16 protein-coding genes are annotated in these 23,729 nt (G+C 69.7%); 10 read left to right on the plus strand and 6 right to left on the minus strand.

Annotation, left to right across the window (positions count from 1 at the left end; all coding sequences use genetic code 11):
- Nucleotides 1–47 precede the first annotated feature (47 nt).
- From QHF83_RS12140 to QHF83_RS12150, 3 genes are read left to right on the plus strand one after another with little or no spacing between them, the layout of a single operon-like run.
- Nucleotides 48–746 carry a hypothetical protein gene (locus QHF83_RS12140; protein ID WP_282417951.1) on the plus strand — a complete coding sequence of 233 codons (699 nt, stop codon included), beginning with the start codon at nt 48–50 and terminating at the stop codon, nt 744–746.
- On the plus strand, nt 743–1,288 hold the full coding sequence (locus tag QHF83_RS12145) for a hypothetical protein (protein WP_282417952.1): 546 nt from the start codon (nt 743–745) through the stop codon (nt 1,286–1,288). Before QHF83_RS12140 ends, QHF83_RS12145 begins: the two co-directional genes overlap by 4 nt.
- Nucleotides 1,285–2,145 (plus strand): hypothetical protein, encoded by an 861-nt coding sequence (locus QHF83_RS12150; RefSeq protein WP_282417953.1) that lies wholly within the window; start codon nt 1,285–1,287, stop codon nt 2,143–2,145. The genes QHF83_RS12145 and QHF83_RS12150 overlap by 4 nt, the downstream gene beginning before the upstream one ends.
- Nucleotides 2,146–2,479: 334 nt before the next feature.
- Here the strand turns inward: QHF83_RS12150 and QHF83_RS12155 are convergent, their stop codons facing one another.
- The 5 genes from QHF83_RS12155 to QHF83_RS12175 all read right to left on the minus strand — a co-directional run bounded on the left by QHF83_RS12155 (nt 2,480) and on the right by QHF83_RS12175 (nt 9,229).
- On the minus strand, nt 2,480–3,451 hold the full coding sequence (locus QHF83_RS12155) for an SUMF1/EgtB/PvdO family nonheme iron enzyme (protein ID WP_282417954.1): 972 nt from the start codon (nt 3,449–3,451) through the stop codon (nt 2,480–2,482).
- Nucleotides 3,452–3,478: 27 nt separating this feature from the next.
- Nucleotides 3,479–3,997: a hypothetical protein gene (locus tag QHF83_RS12160; protein ID WP_282417955.1), complete on the minus strand. Its 519-nt coding sequence runs from the start codon at nt 3,995–3,997 to the stop codon at nt 3,479–3,481.
- Nucleotides 3,994–6,117, minus strand: a complete 2,124-nt coding sequence (locus tag QHF83_RS12165) for a c-type cytochrome (RefSeq protein WP_282417956.1) — start codon at nt 6,115–6,117, stop codon at nt 3,994–3,996. The genes QHF83_RS12160 and QHF83_RS12165 overlap by 4 nt, the downstream gene beginning before the upstream one ends.
- 1,325 nt (nt 6,118–7,442) lie before the next feature.
- Nucleotides 7,443–8,189: a LytTR family DNA-binding domain-containing protein gene (locus tag QHF83_RS12170; protein ID WP_282417957.1), complete on the minus strand. Its 747-nt coding sequence runs from the start codon at nt 8,187–8,189 to the stop codon at nt 7,443–7,445.
- Nucleotides 8,186–9,229, minus strand: a complete 1,044-nt coding sequence (locus QHF83_RS12175; RefSeq protein ID WP_282417958.1) for a histidine kinase — start codon at nt 9,227–9,229, stop codon at nt 8,186–8,188. The genes QHF83_RS12170 and QHF83_RS12175 overlap by 4 nt, the downstream gene beginning before the upstream one ends.
- Before the next feature lie 524 nt (nt 9,230–9,753).
- Between QHF83_RS12175 and QHF83_RS12180 the strand changes: the two genes are divergently transcribed.
- The 4 genes from QHF83_RS12180 (at nt 9,754) to QHF83_RS12195 (ending at nt 13,704) form a co-directional block, all read left to right on the plus strand.
- Nucleotides 9,754–11,184, plus strand: a complete 1,431-nt coding sequence (locus QHF83_RS12180; protein WP_282417959.1) for a radical SAM protein — start codon at nt 9,754–9,756, stop codon at nt 11,182–11,184.
- A gap of 422 nt (nt 11,185–11,606) precedes the next feature.
- Nucleotides 11,607–12,704 carry a hypothetical protein gene (locus QHF83_RS12185; protein WP_282417960.1) on the plus strand — a complete coding sequence of 366 codons (1,098 nt, stop codon included), beginning with the start codon at nt 11,607–11,609 and terminating at the stop codon, nt 12,702–12,704.
- 96 nt (nt 12,705–12,800) lie between these two features.
- Complete coding sequence (locus QHF83_RS12190) at nt 12,801–13,292, plus strand: VOC family protein (RefSeq protein ID WP_282417961.1); 492 nt, start codon at nt 12,801–12,803, stop codon at nt 13,290–13,292.
- A 25-nt stretch (nt 13,293–13,317) separates the two neighbouring features.
- Nucleotides 13,318–13,704 (plus strand): DUF1801 domain-containing protein, encoded by a 387-nt coding sequence (locus QHF83_RS12195; protein ID WP_282417962.1) that lies wholly within the window; start codon nt 13,318–13,320, stop codon nt 13,702–13,704.
- A 122-nt stretch (nt 13,705–13,826) separates the two neighbouring features.
- Here the strand turns inward: QHF83_RS12195 and QHF83_RS12200 are convergent, their stop codons facing one another.
- Nucleotides 13,827–16,598, minus strand: a complete 2,772-nt coding sequence (locus tag QHF83_RS12200) for a hypothetical protein (protein ID WP_282417963.1) — start codon at nt 16,596–16,598, stop codon at nt 13,827–13,829.
- 362 nt (nt 16,599–16,960) lie between these two features.
- On the opposite strand from QHF83_RS12200, the gene QHF83_RS12205 reads away from it, so the two are divergent.
- The 3 genes from QHF83_RS12205 to QHF83_RS12215 all read left to right on the plus strand — a co-directional run.
- The gene (locus QHF83_RS12205) at nt 16,961–17,590 is read left to right on the plus strand and encodes a TetR/AcrR family transcriptional regulator (RefSeq protein WP_282417964.1); all 630 of its coding nucleotides are present in this window, start codon (nt 16,961–16,963) and stop codon (nt 17,588–17,590) included.
- Nucleotides 17,587–19,275, plus strand: coding sequence for a CocE/NonD family hydrolase (locus QHF83_RS12210; protein ID WP_282417965.1), 1,689 nt, complete (start codon nt 17,587–17,589; stop codon nt 19,273–19,275). Before QHF83_RS12205 ends, QHF83_RS12210 begins: the two co-directional genes overlap by 4 nt.
- A gap of 439 nt (nt 19,276–19,714) precedes the next feature.
- Nucleotides 19,715–23,729 (plus strand): serine/threonine-protein kinase PknK (locus QHF83_RS12215; RefSeq protein ID WP_282417966.1); only part of this gene is annotated, 4,015 nt, incomplete at its 3' end.

Consider the following 23,729-nt stretch of genomic DNA (forward strand, 5'->3'; position numbering starts at 1 on the left):
CGCCCAGGGGGCTTGACGCCGGCGCCGGCCTGGTCGAATCGAGTTCCGTGAGGGACGACCCGCTCTGGACCGGCGCGCTGCTGCTCTTTCCCCGACGTATCGCCGAGAACCTCGCGCGCGTCGAAGAAGCGGGCCTCGTCCCGCGCGCGCCGAACCTCGTGCAGGTCTCGCTCGGCGTGATTCGCATGTGGGTGCGCCTCGTGAAGCGGCCCGAGACCATCGGCACGTGCGCCGCGCATCACGTGCGGCCGACGCTCCGCGCGCGCCTCCTCGCGCATCGCCCGCTCCGCTTTCCCTTCCTCTTGCGGGAGCGCGCCGTCGCGCCGCTCGATTTCTCCGGCCTCGCGAGCTCGCGCGAGCGCATCCTTCGCCACCTGCTCGGCGCGCACCACGACGCGAACCAGTTCGCCTACGACCTCGAGATCCTCGCCATTCACCCGGGCGGGCTCGAAGAGCTCCACGAGCGCGCGCGGCGCGTGGTCGAGGGCGAGGATCCGCGCGCCGAATGGCTGCGAGATCTCGTGGTGTTCGAGGGGTACCACGAGAATCTCCTCGCCGCCGTCGAGCACGCGCGCGCGCACGGCGTGCGCCTCGCGCCGCACGAGGCCGACGATCCCGACATCTCGTTCACCGGATACATGCGCTGGTGCGCACGTATGCCCGCGACCTGGCGCGAGGCGCTCCCGGCGCTCCTGCGCGGCGACATCGACCTCGGCGCATACCGATACGAAGCGGTGATAGCATGAACACGAAAGACTTCCTCACGCTCTCGCACGCCGATCTCCGTTCCTTGCTGGAGCAGGGCCACCCGATCGATCCGAGCGCGCTCGACGACAGCGAATACCGCGGCGTCTCGCTCGGGCTTCCTGCGCCGATCGTCGCGATCACGTGGCTCACGTTTCGGAAGACCTTCCACCGCGATCCGAGGACGGGCGCGCTGCGCGGGTGGAACGTCCGCATGCGGCAGGCGGGGCTCGACGGTCCGCGCGAGCCCATGCGCAACGCCAAGGGCAAACCACGATGCTTCGGGTTCTACGAGGTACGCGACGGGCGCGCGTACGACATGCCCGTGGCCGCGCGGCACGGCCTGGTGATCGATTACAACCGCGCGGGCGAGAATCCTCGGCTCGATCTGATTCGCCTCGGGCGGGATCCGCTGGTCTCGCTCGACGAGGGGCGCGTGGATCGCCTGCTCGGCTGGACGTACCTCGATCTCGGCCTCGCCCGGGTGGGCACGCCGAGTTACTTTCTGCTCGAACGAGAGGGGCCGCTGTCGTACGTCCCATGATCCGCAGGTTCGGCAAACCCGCCCTCGGGCTCGTGCTCCTGCTCGGTATCTCCGCGGCCGCATTTTTCCTCCTCCGCCGGCCCCCTACCCCCGCTCCAATCACGCCCGCCCCGGCGCCGTCGGCCGCACCGCCTGCACCGGCACCTCCGCCGATCGCATATCCCACGCCATTTTCCGTGCCAACCGCCGCACTCCCCCCGCGCGAGGCACTCCCGCCGGGCACGCTCCGCCTTCTCGTCGTCGGGGACTCGGTGGCGAGCTTCCTCGGCATGGCATTGCGGTATCGGCAGGACGAGGCCGGCGCGTTCGTCGCCGTTCGCGGGGTCGGCAGTTGCTCCATCTTCGAGGCCAAGATCCGCATCGAGAACGGAAAACCCGTGCGGGGCACGAGCTGCTCGGAGCACTGGATCGAGGACGCCGCCGAGCTCCACCCCGACATGACGCTCATCGTCATGGGCGGCGCCTTCTTCAATGAAAGGGCCTGCGAACCAGCCTGGCAGGACACCTACGAGAAGCGCATCTTCACGCTGGCCGACGGAATGGGCACGAACGCGGGTCGCATCGTGCTGACGCGGGTCCCGTATCCGATCAAGGACTGGCGTTACGGAAACGTCCCGGCCCGCGTCGATTGCCTGAACGGTATGCTCGCGCGCGCCGCCCGAAAGCGTGGATGGCCCGTCCTCGATCTGATGGGCCACGTCTGCCCGACGCCCGCTTGCCGGGTCGAGAGCGAAGGCAAGCCCATCCGGCCCGATGGCCTGCATTTCGACGGCGCGGGCGCCGAGGAAACCGCGCGATGGGTCCTCGGCGAGCTGAAACGTTTTGCGCGTGAAGAGAGAGACGCGGCGCGGCCCTGAAGCCGCCGCGCCGGGGCGCTGCCCCGGACCCCGCGGGGGCTGTTCGCCCCTCGACCCGAACCAGCGCAAGCGCTGGACTCGGGTTGGAAGAACCGCGCGATGCGCGGTTCTTCCACAGGCCGGTGGCAAGACCAGGAACGGCGTTGCCCGTCGCGGCGGTCTTGGTTGGCAGGGTCGTAGCTGGTCTTGCCTTGGCCTGTTCGATGAACTGCGCATCGCGCAGTTCATCGACCCCGGGTCCAGCGCTTGCGCTGGTCCGGGTCCAGGGGTGGACAACCCCTGGTCGGGGTCCGGGGTGAAACCCCGGCGCTACGCTCCGCTGTGAAACACCACCTCAGGGTGCGGGGGGCGCGTTCATCGCGCAGCGGACGCCGAGGTATCCGCAGCGGTACGTCGTCTTGAAGACGGCCGTCTTCCCTGCTTTGACCTCGTCGCCGCTGTCGCGCCAGCTCCCGCCGCGTCCGAAGCGGGCCGAGCTCACGACGTCGTTGCCCGTCGTGGTCCACTGGAAGATGTTGCCCGCGAGATCGAGCACCCCTTGCGGGTTCGCGCCGGCCGGGAAGCTCCCGATCGGGCAGGGGCCGTCACGCTTCGTTTTTCCCGACCAGCAGAGCTGCTCGGCGGGCGCCTCGTTCCCCCACGGATAGGTCCAGCCTTCCGGCCCACCACGCGCCGCCCACTCCCATTCTTCGCCGCTCGGCAGGCGCTTGTTCTGCGCTTTGCAATAGTCGGTCGCCTGCACGAAATCGATGCAGATCATCGGCAGGTTCCCTTTCCCTTCGGCGCCGTACGTCGAGGGATCGCAGACCTTCACGGCGCCGTCGTTGCACTTCTTCGATTGCACGCACGCCGCGTACTGGTCCGTCGTGGCCAGGTTCACGTCGAGACAGTAGTCCTTCACCGTCACCTGGGCCTTGATCGCGGCGAGCTTGAAGCTGCCGCCCTTGATCCGGACCATCCCGGCCGGACAGCCGCCGGTGTCGGGCACGCTCGCCGGAGCGGGCGTCGCCGCCGGGGCCGGTGTCGCGGTCGGCTCCGGCGCCGCGCTCGCGATGGGGCTTGCCGTTCCCGGTGCGGCTGCGGCGCTCGGCGCCGGCTCGGCTTGGGCCGCGGGCGTCGTGGCCGGCGCCGCGGGCTTGTCCGCGTTTGCCGCGACGTTCGAGGGCCCCGCGGGCGGCGGCTCACTCGCGCCGCCGCAGGCGCTCACGGAGGCCAAGACACACGCGGTCACCCACGCGAACGGGGCCATGGCGACCGCGCCCGCGTGCGCCCCGTGCAATGCGTTCTTCCATCGTTTCACCGACATCGTTCGTTCCCTCCGCGTCTCCGCCGTTCACATCGCCGTCACGGTGGGCGCCGCGCGATCGTCCAGCCAATGCTCTTGAATGACCAGCGAGGGTCTTGCCTTGAAAACCCCCGCCGCGTCGACCCCGCCCGTCCAGATTTGCACCACGCGGCGATCGCCGCGCCGCATCGGAAATTGCACCTCGCCGCCCTGCCGCTCGTCGCGATCGATCCAGAACGACACCTCGGCCGCGTCCCCGCCGAGCACCACCATCGCGTGCGGCTTCGTCCCGAGGCATCGCACCTTGAGCCACTCGCGCACGCGGTACGCCGTGCAAGGCGCCGCGGCGGGGCCCGTGCGCGTCAGCCGGACCTTCGTCGCTTTTGCCCATTCGTCGAACGTGGGCGATTTCGTCTTCTCGTTGCCCGGCGGATCCACGTCGAGCGGGACCGCCTCGCCCGGCGCCGCCGCCGACGCGGACGCGGCGGGCGGGGCCTGTGCCGGGGCCGGCGAGGACGCGGTCGCCGCCGCCATCAGCGCGAGCAGGTGGAGGGGGATGGCTCTCATAACGTGCGCAAGAACGCGGCGAGCGCGTCTCTCTCTTCCCTCGAGAGTTGATTCGTCTTTCCCATGCGATCGTTGTTCTTCGCGAGGAGCTCCTCGAGCGTCGCCGCGCTCCCGTCGTGCAGGTACGGCGCCCGGCCTTCGAGGTAGAGGAGCGAGGGGACGCGCAGCTCGCCGGTCTTCAATTCATCGAAATCGGTTTGGCGCGCGAGCCTCGGCAGCGGATAGACCTGCCGATCCGTGTACTCCGTCTCGGGCACGTGGCAACGCGCGCATTGCACCGCGTCCTTCATGAAAATCTCTTTCCCGCGCTGCTCGACCGCATCGAGCGTGCGCGGCTCGCGCGGCGGCGGCCGGAGGCCCGCCCGCACGAAGGCGACGATGCGCATGGCGCGCGCGTCGAGGTTCTGCGGCTCGTGCTTCGGCACGCCTCCCCAGCGGTGCAGACCGAACCCCGCGCGCAGCCGCGCCAGGAGATCGGGACTCTCGCCGACCCAGCCGTACGGACCGGGCGATTTCACGCGACCCGCGAGCATCGGCGTCCGGCGCGGCACGCCGCGGGTGCGATCGGTCTCGGGCACGTTCTCGGCCGAGCCCACGAAATTCACGTTCGTCCCGTCCTCGGTATTGAATTTCGCCTCGTGCCACACGTGCCCATCGTCGCGCCCCTCCGGATGACAGCCGGCGCAGCCGAGGCCTCCGCTCATCAAGCGGTCCGTGGCATTGTAGAAGAGCCGCCGGCCGATGGCCGCGTCGCCGCCGAGCGGATCGTCCGCGAGGCGGACGAGCGTCGGCGCGGGCGCCTTTTCGTTGCTCAAAGCGCCGCGCGACGGGTGCGGCGCGAGCGGAATGGCGGCGAGATCGTACGTCGCGCCGCAAAAGACGAACGCCGTCGCCTCGTCCTCCGAGAGCACGACCCCCGCGGGCGCCCCGCCGCGATTCGCGATTCCCAGCGCGGGATCCCGCTCGGCGCCCACCTCGTAGGTGGCGACGACGGCCAGCGTCGGATCGACCGCGAGCGCGTCGAGCTCCACCAGCCGATCATCACCTTCGCCCGCGACGAGCAGCGTGTCGGTGCTGCGTCGATACACGATCGCGCGCGGCTGCGTGAGAGGAGCGAGGCTCGTGCCGGGGATTTGCAGCTCGGGCGCCGGCCCCTCCCCCACGGCCCGGATCAGCGTGGTGTGGTCGCGATGCAGCGGCGCGAGAGGCTTGTCCGAGCCCGTGACGAGCACGTCGACCGTGGCCGCCCCGAACCATGCAATCTCCCCCAGCGCGCCGAGCGCGTGCCGCGGCGCGAAGAGCAGGCTCTCGTCGGGGGACAATGCGATCGCATACCCGAGCGACGCATTGAGCGTCTTTCCCACGGGCGTGCGCAGCGGCGACGGAGGTAGCTCGACGCGCCGGACCGTGGGCGTGCTGCTGCCGAGCTCGTCGATCCGGGTGAGCGGCCCGCCGGTCAGATGCGAGATGTACGCGGATTGCCCGTCCTTCCGGAGCGCGATGCCCCGCGGCTCCCGAGCGACGTCGACCGTCCAGCGGACCTCGTGGCTGCGCAGATCGACGGCGCTGATCTTGTGCGTCCATGCGCTCGTCACGATCGCGAGCGATTGATCCGCCGTCACCGCGAGCCCCCAGGCGTCGGCCGGGAGTTTTACGCGGGAGGTCTCGGCGAGCGACCCGCCGGGCTCGACGCGCAGCTCGACGAGCAGCCCCGGATCGCGAATGGTCACGAGCACGCGCCCGGGCAAGGTCACGACCTGCGCGGGCGGCCCCGGCATCTCGAGGGCCGTGCCGGTCCCCGCCGACGACAACGGCAAGGCCACGCGCCGGAGCACGTTGTGATCCTCGTCCGCGACGTAGAGCGCGTCCTCGCCCACGCCACGCGCGAGCGCTGCGCCTTGACGCGGGCCGATCGACTGGGCGTTCGTGGCGGGGGGCGGCGTCGTCACGGAAGGAGCGGCGGCGACCGAGGCCGACGGCGACGCGGCGCCCGCGTCGACGGCGGTCGGGTCCGAGCCCGAGCAGGTGCAGCCGCCGCCGAGGCCGAGGGCCCCGCCGAGCGCAATCCAGGCGAGGGCGAAGCGTGAGCCGGGAGTTCCGACGCGGAGCAGGGTAGGCACGGAGATGAGAGCAACATACCGCTGCCCGAGGGTCGATCTCTATGATTTTCGCATGGTGAGGGAGGCTCCCGCGGAGACGCAATGACGGGAGCCATCGCCAGGAGGATCCATACGTGTCGCGTCTGGGCTGCGAGGCGGCTTCGAGATGACACCCATGCCCCGGAGCGCCTGCCGACGTGCGGGCCCGGGTTCAGACGTCCGACGGGGGCGCCGGCGATGATGCGGAGGCTCACTCAGGCGGCTGCGTACGGGTTCGTTGAGATGCGGAGGCTCACTCAGGCGGCTGCGTACGGGTTCGTCGAGGATGCGGAGGCTCACTCAGGCGGCTGCGTGCGGTCCTGCGGGGACGCGGCGGGCCTGCTCACCGGGCTGAGGAGCCTTCTGCCGTGGCGCCGGGGGCAAGTCGGGGGGCCGAGGAGGGAGCCGCATGGTCGCGGAGCGTGCGCTCAGGCGCCCGAGTACGCGTCCGCGCGCTTCGGCCCGCGGCGGGCGACCTGAACACGCACCGAGCCCTGCGCTGAGCGTGGTCTGCACGCGCTTGTGAGAGTTCTCGGCTCATGCCGCCCAGGAACTCTGCGACGCTCTGCCTGTTTGGTAAACCTCGGCCAAACCTCACGAACGGCCTCGTCATTGCAATACCAGCGGATGTTCCTCGCCGCCGAATCGGCGGTCCGAGGCACATCCAATCGCCATCATACATCCTGGACTGGCAGGAAAGGGGGAAGGTATGCAAACGACCAAGCGGAGAAAGGGAGCCCTCTGGATAGCGTGTGCATTCGGACTCGTGTCCGCGTTCATCACGCCGCGTGCGGATGCGCAGCCGCCGGGTACGTACTGCTGCGATTACTACGCAGGAACGAGGGTTGGGGCCGTCAGGATGACGCGCAACAGCTGCAGGTTCTACCGCACCCCGCCGTCGGGATCCAGCAGGAGGTACTGCCCCGGCTGCCTCCCTGCCGCCGCCTGCGAATCCTGCAGGTCGCTCTGGAACAGATTATGTGACATCGTGCCGCGGTCGGCTCGAGGTGCCGAACCGCCCGAATAGTGGGCCTCGTCAATCACGGGGAGGGGGACAGCGTTTGCGCTGTCCCCCTTCGCGGGCACAAGGATGAGCGTACCGCAAGAGGGGGGACGGTCTTCGTGGTCCTTCGCGAGTGCTCCGGGATGTAGAATCACCTACATGAATTGTCAGACAAGGTCCTCGGGGAGGTGTCCGTAGATACGTTCATCTCCAGCCGGAGGGCGCGGGAAGGTCGGCGCGTCGACATTGACGTTGCGCCGATGGCTTTCGGGAGGTCTCGGAGGGGGAGTCGAGTTGTCGCGGCTCAAGCCTCGTCGCCCCCCGCGCCGCGGGCGAGACCGAGCGCGCGGCGCAGCTCCCTTGCCGCCTGGCGGGAGACCTCGACGGCCTGGCCGTCCTTCGTGCGCGCGAGATAACCGCCCGAGGGCGTGGGTTCGAGCAGGCTCACGTGATCGAGGTTCACGAGCGCGCGGCGGTGGACGCGGACGAAGGTGCCCGCGGGCAGGCGCTCCTCCAATGCGGCCAGCGAGAGGACGGTGATCACGCGCCGCCCACCGGCCACGATCGTGACGAGCGCGCCGTCGAGCTCGGCGAACGAGATCTCCGCAGGATCGAGGAGCAACACGCCCTCGCGTGTCTCGATTGCGAGCCGCCGCGCCGCGGCGCGGGGGGCATCCGTCTTCGCAGCCAAGGCGACGCGGCGGGCGCGCTCGATCGCGACTTGCAGCCGCCCGGCCTCCACGGGTTTGAGCAGGTAATCGACCGCGCCCACCTCGAACGCGCTGACGGCATACTCGGCGTGCGCGGTGCAGAAAATCACGTAGGGCCGCGGCTCGGGCAGGAGCCGGATCGCCTCGAGCCCGGTGAGGCCGGGCATCTCGATATCGAGCAGAATCACATCGATGCCGCCCCGCCCGAGGGCCGCGCGCACGGCGTCGCCGCGATCGCACTCGCCCGCAATCACCACGTCCGGGATCGCGCCGAGCAGCCGAAACAGGCGCGCCCGCGCGAGCTTCTCGTCGTCGGCCACGAGGACCCGCAGCGCATTCACGAGGTCACCTCCGGGAGTTCGAGATCGACCCGCGTGCGGCCCTCTTCGCCGCGGATCGAGAGGCGCGCGCGCCCGTCGTAGGCCAGCACGAGCCGGCGCTCCACGGTGGGCAATCCGTCGCTGCCCGACCTCGGGCCCGCGTACGCGCCTGGATTCGAGAGCGTGACGCGAAGCGCGCCCGGCGCACGTCGGATCAAGAGGCGCACCTCGCCCTCGTGCCCGGCGCCCGGACCGTGTTTCATCGCGTTCTCCGCGAGCAAGAGGAGCACGAGCGGCGGCACCGGCGTCGAGGAGGCGTCCGGATCAATCTCGAGGGCCACCGTGAACCGCGCCGGATCGCGCAGGCGAAAGAGCTCGAAGAGGGTACGCACGAGCGCGAGCTCCTGCTCGAGCGGCCACCACTCGGCGCGCACGCCGGCGAGGATCGCGCGCAGCATCGACGCGAGGCGCAGCACGGCCTCCTCGGCGACCGCGCCGTCGACGCGGCACCACTCGGCGATGGCGTTGAGCGTGTTGAAGAGGAAATGGGGATCGAGGTGCGCGCGGAGCGCGAGGAGCTGCGCGCGCTCCGCCTCGCGTTCGAGCCTCTCGGCGCGCTCCCGCTGGGCGACGAGCCGCACCTCGAGATCGATGTCCCGGCCGAGCCCCCAGCCCCCGACCCAGTAGAGCGCGAGCGAGCTGAGGAGGTTCCACGGCGCAGTGAGCAAACTCGGCGCGAGCCGCAACCAGCGGGGGATCACGCCCCCGATGCCGAAGACCACGATCACCCCGAGCGCCGCATACACGAGGACGCGCAGCAGCGTGGCGCGCTCGGCGGCGATCACACGCCACGAGACCGGCGCGAGCAGCGTGAACGAGGCGCAGAGCGCGAACCCGACCGCGAGCGTGGCCGAGCCGCCCGACCGCGCCTGCGCGATGAGGAGCGGGATGATGACCACGAGGATCGGCACGAGGCGGCGCGGCGCAGCAAGGGCGCGGAGCGTGGCAATCACGAGGGACTCGGAGAACTGCTCTGGTCTCCCAACCGCACTCGCCGTCATCGAGATCGTGATAGCCGATCTCACGACGAGGCGGAACGCGAGACCGCTCGACGCATCGAAGCGCCCGCTCGCGCCCGAAGGCCGACCGCTCACGCACTTTCAGGCGGCGAACCAGGCGATCGCACCTATCCTGGCTTTGAGCATTGGTCTCATCTGGAAGCCGTTTCGCTGGGGCGTTGCCCCAGGCCCCACCAGGGGCTATCCGCCCCTGGACCCGGACCAGCGCAAGCGCTGGACCCGGGGTCGATGAACTGCGCTCCGCGCAGTTCATCGAACAGGCCGAGGAACGACCCCTGCCAACCAAGACAGCCGCGCTGACCTTTCGATCGGCAACGCTGTCCCTGGTCTTCCAACGGGCCCGTTGGAAGAACTGCGCGGAGCGCAGTTCTTCCACCCTCGGTCCAGGCCGTGCCTGGTCCGGGTCGAGGGGCGGACAGCCCCCGCGGGGTCCGGGGCAGAGCCCCGGCGCGGCGGCCCAAGGAAGAGATCAATGCTCAAATCCTGGCCCTCCGAGGAGTCCTACGATGAAGGTGAGAATCGTCGTCGATTACGTGCCCCGGTACCGGCGCGGTCATCAATGGCATTTCGTCCCGCCGGTGACGGGAATCCACCTCGCTGCGCTCACTCCGTCCGAGCACGAGGTGGAGGTCATTCATGAGCAGGTGCGCCCTGTCCCCGTCGATGCCACGCCGGACGTCGTTGCCCTCTCGTTCTTCTCGGGGTTCGCCCGCCGCGCCTATCAGCTTGCCGATCGCTATCGCGCGCTCGGCGTGCCCGTGATCGCTGGCGGCCCGCACGTCTCGTACTGGACCGAAGAGGCCCTCGAGCACGTCGACGTGGTGGTCACCGGCGAGGCCGAGTCGGTGTGGCCCGAGGTGCTGCGCGACATCGAGCGGGGAACGACGCGCCGCGTGTATCGCGGGGAGCCGGTGCCGCTCGCTGGATTGCCGACGCCCCGGTATGACCTGCTCGAAGACCGCTTCCTCGTCCCGCGCGTCCTCCAGGCCACGCGGGGTTGCCCCTTCACGTGCAGCTTCTGCACCGTGCCCGACCTGAACCCGGGCTTCCGCGTGCGTCCCGTCGACGACGTCGTGCGCGACATCGCGACCACGCGATTCCCTCGCTTCTGGCAGGACAAGGTCGCCTGGTTCTGGGACGACAACCTCCTCGTCCAGCGCCGCTGGGCCAAGGAGCTGCTCCACGCGATGATTGGCCTCGATCGGTGGTGGCTGACGCAGGCGTCGATCGACATCGTCAAGGATCGGGAGCTGCTCGACCTCATGGAGCGGTCCGGATGTATTGGCATCTTCCTCGGCATCGAGAGCCTCGACGAGGCGGATCTGCGCAGCGTCGACAAGCGCCAGAACCGGGTGCGCGAGTACCGCGACGCGATTGATCGGCTCCACGACCGGGGGATCTGCGTGATGGCCGGCTTCATTTCGGGCTTCGACGATCAAACGGCCGAGACGATCGTCGCGACCGCCGATCGCCTCAACGCCGTGGGCGTGGACGTGCCCTTCCTGAGCGTGCTGACGCCGTTCCGCGGTACGCCGCTCTATGACGAGCACTTGCGCGACGGCCGGATCCTCACCGAGCGCGACTGGCCCCATTACAGCGGCTATGGGGTGGCCTTCCGGCCCGCGAAGATGACCCCCGAGGAGCTGCTCGCGGCGCACCGGCGGCTCTGGAACCGCGCCTTTTCGCCGGCGCTCGTGATGGAGCGGCTCGCGCGCGGAGCCAGGCAATTGAGCCGCGGCGGGATGATGCTGTCGGCGGCGATGAACGGGTTTTACGGGCTCAAGCAGATCACGGGCAACGAGCCGGCATCGGCGCCGATCGACGGAGAGGGGCGGATCGTGCACCCCGATCCGAGGGAGCCGCCGCTCCGGCTGTCGCAGCTCGGCGTGCGGCGCGCCGAAAAGAAGCAAGTCCTCCGCGCGTCGGGCATGCGGTGAGAGGAAGGTGAGCCCGCGCAAGGATGCGTGGACGAGCGGCCTCGACCGGCGGCACAATGCCTCCTCGTCGCTCTTCCACCGTATCGCCGCGAAATGAACCGACTCGCCCTGTACCTCGCAGGCAGCCTCGCTCTTCTGCTGCTCGTCTCGCTGACCGTCGTGGCGTTGACCCGCGGGAAGCCCGCATCAGCGCCGACCGCGTCCGCGTCCGCGTCGGTGGCGGAGCTTCCCGTCCCGCCCGCCTCGCTGCCGTTTCCAGAGGGCAAGGTCGACCTCGTTCCCGAGCGCCGGGAAAGCCTTCGGGGCATCCGGCGCCCGCAAGGACAAGGCTTGGTCGAGCGAGGGACCGTCTGGGCCGCGCCTTCCGGACATGGCTTCGGCCGCCACGTGGCTCGCTCGCTCCACCTGCTCGCCGATCCCGAGTGGATCCTCGTCCATGCCGACAGCGGCCGACGGTCGCCTCCGCCGCGAGGAACGGCGCGACGGTCGTTCCCCTCGACGGTCGCGGCGCACCGTGGACGGCGAAGAGAGCTCCGAACGAGTCGAGTGATGCGATCGCCGTCGTCCCGCTCGACGACACGCGCGTCGCGTACCTGACGGACGTCGCGGCGCTCATCATCCAGGACCGCGGTACGGAGCGGTTCGTGCACCGGTACCCGCTGAAGTCGACCGACTTCATCATCGTCGAGATCGCGCACACCTGGAGCGACGGCGACCTCTATTACGACGCCGTGCTCGATCGCGTGCTCAGCGTCCAGGGCGCCCAGGCCGTCGTGGTGGACGCGGCGCGCACGGAGTCCCCTCGCCTCGGCAATCCCATCGACGTCACCGCCGGGCCCGTCGATGCGATGCGCCCCCACGCGGTCATGCGCATGGAGGAGCTCGCACGGCGCTTCCCCGTGGCCGAGAATCTCGGCTTTCCGAGCGATCGCGTCCGCGCCGCGCTCGGCGCCCGCGGCGAGGCCTCCTTCCTCTGGGGCGATGCGGTCGTCCGTCTCGAGCGCGACGCTGCGCTACGTTCGCCGGACTTCGACGCCGTCGAGGAATGGGAGTCGAGCTTCGGCGAGCACGACATCGTGTTCACGACCCACAGCGCGAACGAAACGGCTGTCCGGCGCGTCTCGCTGGCCACGCCGGCGCTCGACGTCACGCCGGAGCGGCTCGGGGCGTTCGCCGATCATGGGCACAATCCCCCCTTCCTCTTCGAGAATGGGGATCGCGTCTTCCCGGTCGCGGACGCCGTGGACCGTGGCGGGATCGTGCGCCTGCCGCGTGGAGGCAGCCTCCAGCCGATCGCATGGTTCGACGCCAAGGCGATGAGCTTCGAGAGGACGGCGATCCGGGGCGAGGGACGCTTCGCGTTCGTGAACCCCGACTACGATCTCATCGAGGTCGTCCCGGAGGGCGCTCGTGTCCTCGATCGGATCGGGTTCGGCGCGGACGTCTCGTGGAACGTGGAGAAGAAGTGCTGGGAGGTCAGGAGGTTCATGGAGAAGAGCGCCCAGTGCATCCCGCGCTGAGGCCCCCCGATCGTCCTCCTCCTCGGAAAAAAAAAACGACCGAGACCGATGAGTTTCGCCCTGGCGGGGGGTCCAAGGTGGCGAAGGAGGAACGGTATGGCCGTGAAGGGCAGCACGAAGATTTTTCCGCATCTCTGGTACGCCAAGGAGGCCGAGGAGGCGGCGAGGTTCTACGCCTCGATTTTCCCGAACTCGCGGGTCGATCATGTCACCGAGCTCCGGAGCGAGACGCCCAGCGGGCCGCCGGGCTCCGTGAAGGTCGTGGACTTCACGCTGCTCGGACAGCGCTTCCAGGCGATCAGCGCCGGGCCCCACCACGAGTTCAACGACGCGATCTCCATGGTCGTGAACTGCGACGACCAGGCGGAGCTCGACCGCTACTGGAACGCGCTCCTCGAGGGGGGCGGTCGGCCGCAGGCCTGCGGCTGGCTCATCGATCGGTTCGGCCTCCGGTGGCAGATCGTGCCCGCCGTGCTCGACGAGATGATGCGCGACCCCGATCCGGCCCGGTCGAAGAAGGTGACGGACGCGATGCTGAAGATGGTCAAGCTCGACATCGCGGCGCTGGAAGAGGCCTACCGCTCGTAGCCGCGGCGCGGCCCGGAGGGGAGACATGAAAAAATCACTGCCGGCTGCCGACCCTGATGCGTATGTCGCATCTCTCGAAGGCTGGCAGCGCACATGCGTCGAGAGTCTTCGAGCCTCGGTGCGAGCGAGCGCCAAGCTCGAAGAGGCCATCAAGTGGGGGCACCTCGTGTACTCGTCGAATGGTCCTGTCCTGCTCATTCGTGCCGAGCCCGAGCGCGTCCTGTTCGGCTTCTGGCGAGGAAAGCGCTTGCTCGACGTCGAGGAGCGCTTGAAGCCAGGTGGCAAATACGAAATGGCCACGCTCGTGATCCGCGAGGACACCTCGGTGAGCTCGACGAAGGCGCGTCGCTTGACCAAGGCGGCTGTGGCGCTCAACGCGTCCCTCGGGGATCCGACGAAGGTGAGCAAGTAGGGCGCGCGTCATTCGTTTCGGCGGCGCTCGGGATGCTTCCCGGATGTGTGACCTGGCCTCGAGGAGGCCTCAGGTATTGCGCACAAGTCTCTGACCCCGAGGTCCCAGTAGCGGGGGCGGGTTCAGCGGCGGGCGAGCATGCGCGAGGCTACGTGGCCCTTCTGGCGGGCGAGCCTCCCCCTGCGCCGCAGGAACGCGAAGCCGGCGAGCGTGAGGAGCCAGGAGGAGGGCGCGGCTTTCGTCGGGGCAGTCATCTCGCAGTCGCAGTTCCCGCCGCCCACCCCCCCATCGTCGCCGGCGCCGCCCTCCCCGGCCATACCACCCATTCCTCCGGAGCCGCCTGAGCCGCCCGTTCCCCCCGAGCCCGCGCCGCCCATTCCTCCGGTCCCGCCTCCGCCGCCCGTTCCCCCCGAGCCCGCGCCGCCCATTCCTCCGGTCCCGCCTCCGCCGCCCATACCCTGAAGATCGATCTCCCGGACGAACGCCCGGCGGGCACTGGCAGGCGGGCTGGCGTCGAACCGCGTATACGCACCCAGCACTTTCCCGCCCACCACCGTGAGCGCCGCCGGGCTCTCGTGCTCGGGGGCCTGCGACAGGAAGAAGGTCGGCCCCATCGCGCCCTCGGGGCTCATCGAGGCGGCGTGAAGATCGGTCGACCTGACATCGCCGGGCACGGTCATGGAGCGCCAGGCCAGCAGGTAGTTCGTCCCGTCGAACGCGATCGCCGGACACGAGCTCCACCCGAACCGGCAACACTCCACCGCCTGGCAGGTATCGTCCACCTGCGCGAGCGGGATCCCCTGCGAATCGAGGATCTGACCCGCAGGGCTCACCCGTGTCCCGCGGAGCTGCGACTCGTCTTGCCAGACGACGAAATGGTTCGTCCCGTCCGCCGCGAGCCGGTTCATCCGGTGGCTCGGCCCCTCGGGGACGATCTCGAACGGAGCGGCGTCGAGGAGCACCCCCTGCGAGCTCACGCGACGACCATAGACCCTCGACGAGTCATTCCAGATGACGAGATGATTCGTTCCATTCCACGCGACCTGGGGCTCGTGCACGGGCGCCGTGTGGTCGTAGGGCCCGAGCGCGACCGTCGGTCCGAGCGGGGCGAGGTTCTGATCCAGGGCCACCGTGGCGAGGGCATACGTCGCCAGGTCGCAACCACGGCCCACGACGAGCGTCCGTTGCCCGTCCGAGGCGGCGACCGCCGGGAAGCCGTAGTTCCCCTGCATGCAGATCGGCACCACGACGGGGGCGGCGTCGAGCACCACCCCCTGCGGGCTCACCCGGACGGCCTGCAAGGGGTTGTTGTTGTCCTGGTGCCGGCGAACGAAAAAGACCACGAAATTCGCGCCGTCGAAGGTGACCGCGACCTCGTCCGCCGTCTGATCGGTGATCTTGATTCCGGCGGGATCGAGGACGGCCCCGCTCGCACCGACGCGAGCGGCATGAAGCGCAAGGCCGTCCGTGTGCGGCGGCCTCGCATCGGTCCAGACGACCAGGGAAATCGTGCCGTTCGAGGCCGCGCCCCGCACCTCCTCCGCGTGCCCGTGCTGCGTGATGGCGTGGCTCGTCGGATCGAGCTTCGCCCCGCCGGCGCCGAGGCGGATCCCCGCGACGGGCGCGTACATCCCGTCGGGATCGCTGAGATCGGGCCAGGACGTGTAGGTGAACAGCGCGCCGGCGCCGTTCGGCGCGAGGGCCACGTCGACCGCTCCTCCTTGCATGCTCTGGGTCGGGAGGGTGATCCCGCCGTTCTTGTCGATCGCGGTCCACCTCGGCGACAGCCAGAAACCGCCGCCGTCGTCCGCGCCGTCGCCGCTGAAGGCGATGATCGTACCGGCGCCGTCGGCCGCAGCGTCGAAGCGCTCGTACGATTCGAACTCCTGGAACTCCGCATGGAGCACGATGCCGGAAGGATCGAGGAGGGCCCCCTGGGGCGTGACGCGGGTCGCCTTGACGAGCGCTTTCTCGGTGGCGACGTCGTACCCTCGCCAGGCGACCACGTGACTCTGGCCGTCGAAGGCCACCGCGGGGGAAGGCACGCAGGAGGTTGAGCCGAAGGGGCTCACGTCGAGGCCGGCAGGGTCGAGGAGCACGCCCTGGGGGGAGAGGCGCGCGGCGCGGACCTGGTGATTCACCTCGTCCGTGAAGGCGACGAAATGGTTCGTCCCATCGAACGAGGCGTCCACCTCGCCGCAGATGGGCGCCTCGAAGTCCAGGACGCCGCCGGGATCGAGAACCACGCCCCCCGGCGTGACGCGGGCGTGATACAGGCCCGCCATGGGGATCGCCTGGGTCGGGATGCGTCGCCAGGTGACGAGGTAGTTCGTCCCGTCGAACGTGATCGCCGGAGTGCCCGCGGGGACGCCGGCGGCGGAGACGTCGAACCCGCCCGGATCGAGGAGCGCGCCCGATGGGCTCACGCGCACGCCCCGGATCCGCTTGTTCTCGGACGTGACGACGAGGTAGTTCGCCCCGTCGAACGCCACCGCGGGTCGGTAGGGCCAGCCGAGGTAGGGGTCCGTGATGACGTTCGTGAGCAGGGGGATGCCGTAGGTGTCGAGGACGGTCCCGCTCGCGTCGAGGCGCGCGCCATAGAGGATGTGCCGGAAGGCGCGGAAGTCGGACCAGGCGACGAGGTACTGGCCATTGCCGTACGCAGCCTGGGCGCGTGATCCGGGCGCCGGCGAAAGGACCGGGGTGTCCAGGGGGACCTCCGGGGACACGAACAGGTCGAGCACCGGCGGATCGGAGGGGCCGTCGAGGGGCCCTCCATGCGCGGGTGTGGCGAGCGTGGGCGTCTCGGGGGTACCGCAGGCGGAGAGCAGCCCGAGGAGGGGAACGAGCGGGAGGAGCAACGAACCGGCGCGAGGTGATATGGGTGAGTCCATGGCAATTCGAGATGGTACGACAGGCCATGCTCCACGGTCACGTGGTATGGCAAGAATCGGCTGTCTGCTGCGGGAGCGCAATGCGCGCTTGCGCTCCTCCCCGTATTGCCGTCTGCGTGATTGAACCGCATCGGTGCCCCGGACTTGCTCATTTCGCGGCTCGATACCCAACCCGCCCGTGCCCCTGTCGAGCGTTCGGTTACGTCCTTACGGCCCTTCGCTCATGCGTATGCGCCCCCCCCACCCCGCGACGACCCGGCTGAGCGGTCCTCGAAGACCGCGACGTCTCGCAGCGAGACCTTGTGTAAGTACGACTTACTCGATAAGTAAGTCGTACTTACTTCCGACGCGAGCGTGCGCCCATGCCTGTGAGGAGACGGATCAAGAAGAAGTCCGCGGACGCCTACCACCACGGCGATCTGCGGCGCGCCCTCATCGACGCCGCGGCCGTGGCCGTGGCCAGGGACGGCGTCGACGCCTTGAAGGTGTCCTCGCTGGCCGAGCGCCTCGGCGTGACCGGGGGCGCGCCGTTTCGCCACTTCGAGAGCCGCCTCGCGCTCCTCGTCGCCGTGGCCGAGGAGGGGGCGCGACGCCTGCTCGAGCGCATGGAGGCCGCGGCGGGCTGCGTCGCAGATCCGCTGGCGAAGCAGCGCGCGCGCGGCATCGCCTACGTGCGCTTCGCCGTGGAGGAGCCCGGCTACTTTCGCGCGCTGACCCACGCCGAGGTCGTCGCCGCGTCGCCGCTCCTGCAGCAGATGGCCGCCGCCTCGCAGAAGACCATGGACGAGGTGCTCGGGCGCGACCACCAGGGCGTGTCGAGCCCCGTGCTCGTCTCCCGCAGCGCGGGGATGCTGGCCGCGCAAGCCCTCACGTACGGGCTCGCGCGCATGATCACCGACGGGCTGCTCGGCGACGTCAGCGCCGAGGAGGCCGAGCGCCTGACGTACGAGATCACCGGCGTCCTCGGCGTCGGACTGGGAGCTTCGTCATGAAACGTGTCCTCAAGATCGTCGGGGTCGTCTTCGGCGTGCTCGTGGCGCTCGTCGCCATCGCCGCGGGCGTGCTCATGGCCGTGCAGCCCGAGAGGCCAAAGGCCCGCGTCAGCCGCCCGCAGGTCGCCATGCGAGACGGCGTGAAGCTCGCCGTCGACGTCATCCTCCCCGAGCCCATGCCAGCCGAGCGCGTACCCGTCGTCCTCTTTCAGACGCGTTATTGGCGGAGCTTCGCGACGCGCTTCCCCGATCAGCCCGGCGTGCCGCCGATCGGCCCGCGCGACGCCTCGGTCGATAGGCTCGTCGCCGCGGGGTATGGTGTCGTCATCGCCGACGTCCGGGGCACGGGCGCGTCGGAGGGGACCTGGCCGCGCCCGTGGTCCGACGACGAGGTGGCCGATGCGAGCGATCTCATCGCATGGATCGCGGCGCAGCCATTCTGTGACGGGCGCGTCGGCGCGACGGGCGTCTCGTACGAAGGGACGACCGCGCTCCTGTCGGCGACGACGACGAACCCCGCGCTCCGGGCGGTGCTCGTGCGCGAGGTCGAGTGGGATTTGCTCGACGAGCTCATCGCGCCCGGCGGCGTGCGCAACACGTCGTTCGTCGCCGCGTGGGGCAAGGACGTGGCTGGCCTCGACAGGAATCAGGTGGCAGCGTTTTTTCCCGCGCCCGCGAGATACGTCGTGACCGGCGTTCATCCCGTCGACGGCGACGAAAAAGGCCTGGGCCTCGCCGGGATCCTCGGCGCCAGGCGCGTGGCCGACGTCGCGGGAGCGGTCGTCGATGTGCGCGGCCCCTCGGATCTTTTCGCGGGCGTGCCGATCGCGAAGGTCGGCCCGGCCGCTCACGCAGAGAGGCTCGCGAAGACGAAGGCCGCCGTGGGGCTCTGGGGGAGCTTCTGGGACGGCGCCACGGCGGACGCGGTCTCGAGAGCCGATCGCGCGATGCCGCTCGTCGAGGCGGTGATGGGCCCGTGGACGCACGAGGGAAACGAGTCCGCGAGCCCATTTGGCCCGCGCGCGGGCGCCGCGGTGAACATCGACGACGTCGTCGCGTTCTTCGACCGCCATTTGAAAGGAGCGGCTCCGCCCGCGCCGAAGCGTCGATATTGGGTCGCCGGCGCGGAGGTGTGGCGCGAGGGGGACGCGTGGCCCACGACGCGCCCCGCGACGTATTCGCTGGCCTCGGGAGGGAAGCTCGTTCGAGACGCGGCGCCGCTCGAGGCGCGGCTCGACGTCGACTTCCAGGCGACCACGGGGACGAAGAACCGCTGGGTGACCGGCCTCCTGCGCCCCGTCGATACGGGCGACCGCGCGAAGGCCCGGGGACTCTCGTCCTTCGACCATGCGGCGCTCACGGATACGTTATCGGTCTTCGGCGCGCCGGTGCTGCGCTGCCAGGTCACGCCGGACGGGGATGAATCCGCGCTCTTCGCCTACCTCGAGGCGAAGCTCGCGGAAGGGCCCATGCGGCTGCTCACCGAGGGGGTCGCGCGCATTCGTGGCGGCGCCGTCGAGGTGCGTCTGCGGCCCATCGCATTCGAGCTGCCGCGTGGATCGTCGCTGCGGGTCTCGCTGGCCGGCGCCGATGCCGACACTTTCGAGCGCGTCCCCGCCGAGGGACCGCGCTCGATGGTATTCTCCGCCCCCTGCGCGATCGAGCTTCCCGTCGTGGTCCCTTGAGGGCAAGGGCGCCGGCCCAGCCTCGACGCAGACCAGAATTCCGAGCCGTTTCATCTCGTTATCGATTCTTCAGGCGAAAGCTTTCCATCGCTTCGGCAATGTTGACCTTTCGCCAAACGGCGACACCGCCCCTGTTGCTGGAAGCAACCGTGAAGCTGCCCCCACGCCCAACGCCAGCGGGGACGGCGGAGGCTTGGGCGAAGGCCGAAAACGCGACGGGGCGTCATTTGTGCGCCTGCGGCTGCGCAAGGCGTGCGCCGAGCGTCCGGACGAAAGGGTGGCGTTCGGAGTTTCATGACGACCTCACGCGCCTGCACACCCAAGAGTCGCACGAGCTCTGCGTGGGCCAAACTCCGCCGGTGCCAAGTCACCCCCTTTGGGATATAAAAATAGCTGGTCGTAGTGCGTCGCCTCGACGGGCGAGCGAGCAAGGTTTTCGATGATCGTCGGGAGAGGCTACGCGCTCCGCGAGAAGATCGAGGAAGCCGCCGATTTTACCCTGTACCGCGCGTGCCGCGAGGGCGACGGCGTCCCGGTCTTGCTGAAAATCCTGCGCGCGGAAAGAGCGACCGGCGCCGAGGTCGCGCGCTTCAAGCACCAGTACGAGCGCATCGCGCGCCTCGCCTCGCCCCGCCTCGTCGCGCTGCGCGGCGTCGATGCGCTCGCTGGCTCCTTGATCGTCGCCCTCGAGGACTTCCCGGGCAGCGATCTCGCGCGGATCCTCGCCGCGCGCCCATCACGCAGGATGCCGGTCGGCGAGGCGCTCGATCTCGCGGCTGCGCTCGCCGAAGGTCTCGCCGTGGTGCACGCGGCCGGGCTCGTCCACCGCGATCTGCGCCCGCAGAACGTGCTCGTCGGCGCGCGCGGCGCGGTCAAGATCAATAGCTTCGGCGTCGACGCCGAGGTCACCCACGCGCACGAACGGCTCTACGCGCCGGCGGTCATCGCCGACGTGCTGCCCTACGTCTCCCCCGAGCAGACAGGCCGCATGAACCGCGGCGTCGACTACCGGACCGACCTCTACGCGCTCGGCGTCATCCTGTACCAGATGCTCACGGGTCAGCGCCCCTTCGAGGCCCTGGACCCGATGGAGCTCATTCACGCGCACCTCGCCCTCGCGCCCGCGCCGCCGTCCTGCGTCGATCCGACGATCCCCGAGGCCGTCTCCGACGTCGTGCTCAAGCTGCTCGCGAAGAACGCCGAGGAGCGTTACCAGAGCGCCGAGGGCCTGCTCGCCGACCTCGAGCGCTGCCGCGAGGCCCTGCGGGGCACGGGGACGATCGAGCCCTTCGTCGCGGGGTTGCGCGATCGTCAGGACCTCTTCCGGATCCACCAGAAGCTCTATGGCCGCGAGCATGACATCGAGGCGCTCACCGCCGCGTTCGAGCGCGCGCTCGAGGGGAGCCGTGAGATCGTCCTCGTCTCCGGCTACTCGGGGATCGGGAAGTCCTCGCTCGTGCACGAAATCTTGAAGCCACTCGCGCGGCAGAAGGGCTATTTCACGAGCGGCAAATACGACCAGTACAACCGCGACGCGCCCTACAGCGCGGTGATCCAGGCGTTCGACGGCCTCGTGCGGCAGATCCTCCCCGAGAGCGAGGCGCGCATCCTCCGCTTTCGGAGCGCGATCCTCGAGGCGCTCGGGCCGAACGCGCAGGTCGTCTGCGACGTCATCCCCTCGCTCTCGCACGTGCTCGGCCCGCAGCCGCCCGTCCCGGCGCTCGATCCGCTCGAGGCGCAGAACCGCCTGTGCCGTTGCTTCTTGCTGTTCGTCTCGGTGTTCGCGCGGCACGCGCACCCGCTCGTCCTCTTCCTCGACGATCTGCAGTGGATCGACCCCGCGAGCCTCGGGCTGCTCCGCGAGCTGCTCGCCGACGACTCGCTCGAGGCGCTCTTCTTCTGCGGCGCCTACCGCGACAACGAGGTGTCGCCCGGGCACCCGTTCGTCATGGCCATCGAGGAGCTCGAGCGCGCCGGGCTCGCCGTGTGCGACATCGTCCTCGCCCCGCTCGCGCGCCCGCACCTGCTCGAGATGCTCTCGGATAGCCTCAAGCGCAGCGACTGTGGGCCGCTCGCCGATGCGGTGCTGAAGAAGACCGGCGGCAACCCGTTCTTCGTCAAGCAGTTCGTCCGGTCGCTGCACGACCACGGCGTGCTCACGTATGCAGCCGGGTCAGGCTGGCGCTGGGACCTCGCCAGGATCGACGCGCTCGCGTACACCGACAACGTCGTCGACCTCATGGTGCGCACCATCGCGCGGCTACCCGCGACGACCCAGGCTGCTCTGAAGCTCGCTGCGGCGATCGGCAACCGGTTCGAGCTCGACGTGCTCGCCACGGTGAGCGAGTGCTCGCTGGAAGAAGCATATGGCCGCCTCGATCCCGCCGTGAGCGAGGGGCTCGTGGGCGCCGGGCGCGGCGGCTACCGCTTCGCCCATGACAAGGTCCAGGAGGGCGCCTACGCCATGATCCCGGTGGCCGACCGGCCCGCCTTCCACCTCCGGATCGGCCGGCTGCTCGCGGGCAAGCTGGACCTCTCGGAGAGCCAGAACCTCTTCGACGTCGTCGGCCACCTGAACAGCGCAGGCGACCTGGTGTCGGACCCCGCGGAGCGCCTGCGCCTCGCCCGCATGAGCCTCGAGGCCGCCTGCCGCGCCGAGGACGCGGCCGCCTTCGGCGCCGCCCTGCGTTACCTGGAGCTCAGCCTCCCGCGCCTTCCGGAGGACGCCTGGACGTCGCAGTACCGGCTCCGCCTCGAGTACGCGATGAAGATCGGCCTCATGCTCTCGCTCTGCGGCCGGCATGACGACGCCCTCGCGCTCCTCTCCGATTGCCTGGAGCACGCCGCGAGCCGGCTCGATCGCACCGAGGTGCTGCGGCTCAAGATGAACGTGCAGGTGCTCAAGAACGACCTGCCCGCCGCGCTCGCGGAGGGGCTTGCGGCCCTGCGCGCGTTCGGGCTCGATCTGCCCGCGTTCCCTGACGAAGCCATGGTCGACGCCCAGTTCCGGACGACGATGGCGCTCGTCCGGGAAGAGACGCTCTCAGCGCTGCCAGGCCTGCCGCCGCTCACGGACCCGGAGCTTTGCGCCATGCAGGACGTGCTCCAGGAGCTCTACTCCCCCTGCTGGTTCTTGAGCCCCAACCACCTCGGTATCACGCTGGCGAAGCTCGTCGAGAACACGCTGCGCCACGGGCTGTCGAAGCACGCGATCTTCGGCTGCATCCACTTCGGGGCACTGCTCTGCGGCCGTGGCGACATCGCGCTCGGCTACCGCTTCGGCCGCGCCGCCATCGACCTCTCGCAGCGCCACACGGACAAGAAGTCCGAAGCGATGCTCCGCGACATGTGGGGCGCCTTCGTGCAGCACTGGAGAGAGGGCTACCCCGCTTGCAAGGAGTCGCTCCTCGCGGGGATGCACGCCGGGCTGGAGACAGGCCAATACATCTGGGCGTTCTACACCACGATCAACACCATCACGAACAGCCTCCTGCGCGGCATCCCGCTCTCCGACCTCGTCGCCGAGGTGCGGAGCTACCAGCCGATACGGAAGCTCGACAAGTTCAACGCCATCACCTGGATCCTCGCCGCGGCCGGACAGCTCGCGCACCAGCTCTCGGTCGAGACCGCGTGCCCAACGAAGCTCAAGGGCTCGTGGGTCGACATCGACGAGGAGATCGAGGAGGCTCGCCGGATCGATAACCAGGGCTCGCTCTTCTTCGCCAACTTCTACATCGTTCTTCTCGGCGTCTTCCAGGGCGCGTTCGAGGAAGCGGCGCGCACCGCGCTCCCGCTCAACATCGAGACCCCGGCCTTGTCGGGCTGGATAGGCATCCCCGCGTTTCATTTCTACGCCGGCGTCGCGTTCACGCGGGCAGCAGACGTGGTCTCCCCGGAGGAGCGCACGCTCTTCCTCGCCCGCGCGGCGATCTTTGCTGAAAAACTCTCGCGCTGGGCGGAGTTCTGCCCGGAGAACCTCGGGCACCGCAGCGCCCTGCTCCGCGCCGAGCTCGAGCGCGCCGGCGGCGACACGCTCGCCGCGTGGAATCGCTACGACGAGGCGATCGCCCTCGCCCAGCGCGGCGGCTACCTCCACGACGAGGCGCTCGCCAACGAGCTCGCCGGCCTCTCCTTCCACGCTCTCGGCAAGACCACCGTCGCCCGCGCCTACCTCACCGAGGCGCACAGAGCCTACGGCCGATGGGGCGCGACGGAGGCGATGCGGCGCCTCGAGCGCGCGTACCCCGACCTCGTCCCGTGCGAGATCCTCCGCGGCGCGAGGGGCCTGGGGGCCACCGCGCTCGACGTCGGCTCGGTGCTCAAGGCCTCCCAGGCCATCTCGGGCGAGATCGTCCTCGACCGCCTGCTCGACGCGCTCATGCGCATCCTGGTCGAGAACGCCGGCGCGCGGCGCGGCGTCCTCCTGCTCCTGCGTGACGGACGGCTCGTCGTCG

Source organism: Polyangium sp. 15x6 (assembly GCF_029960785.1).
GTDB lineage: Bacteria > Myxococcota_A > Polyangia > Polyangiales > Polyangiaceae > Polyangium.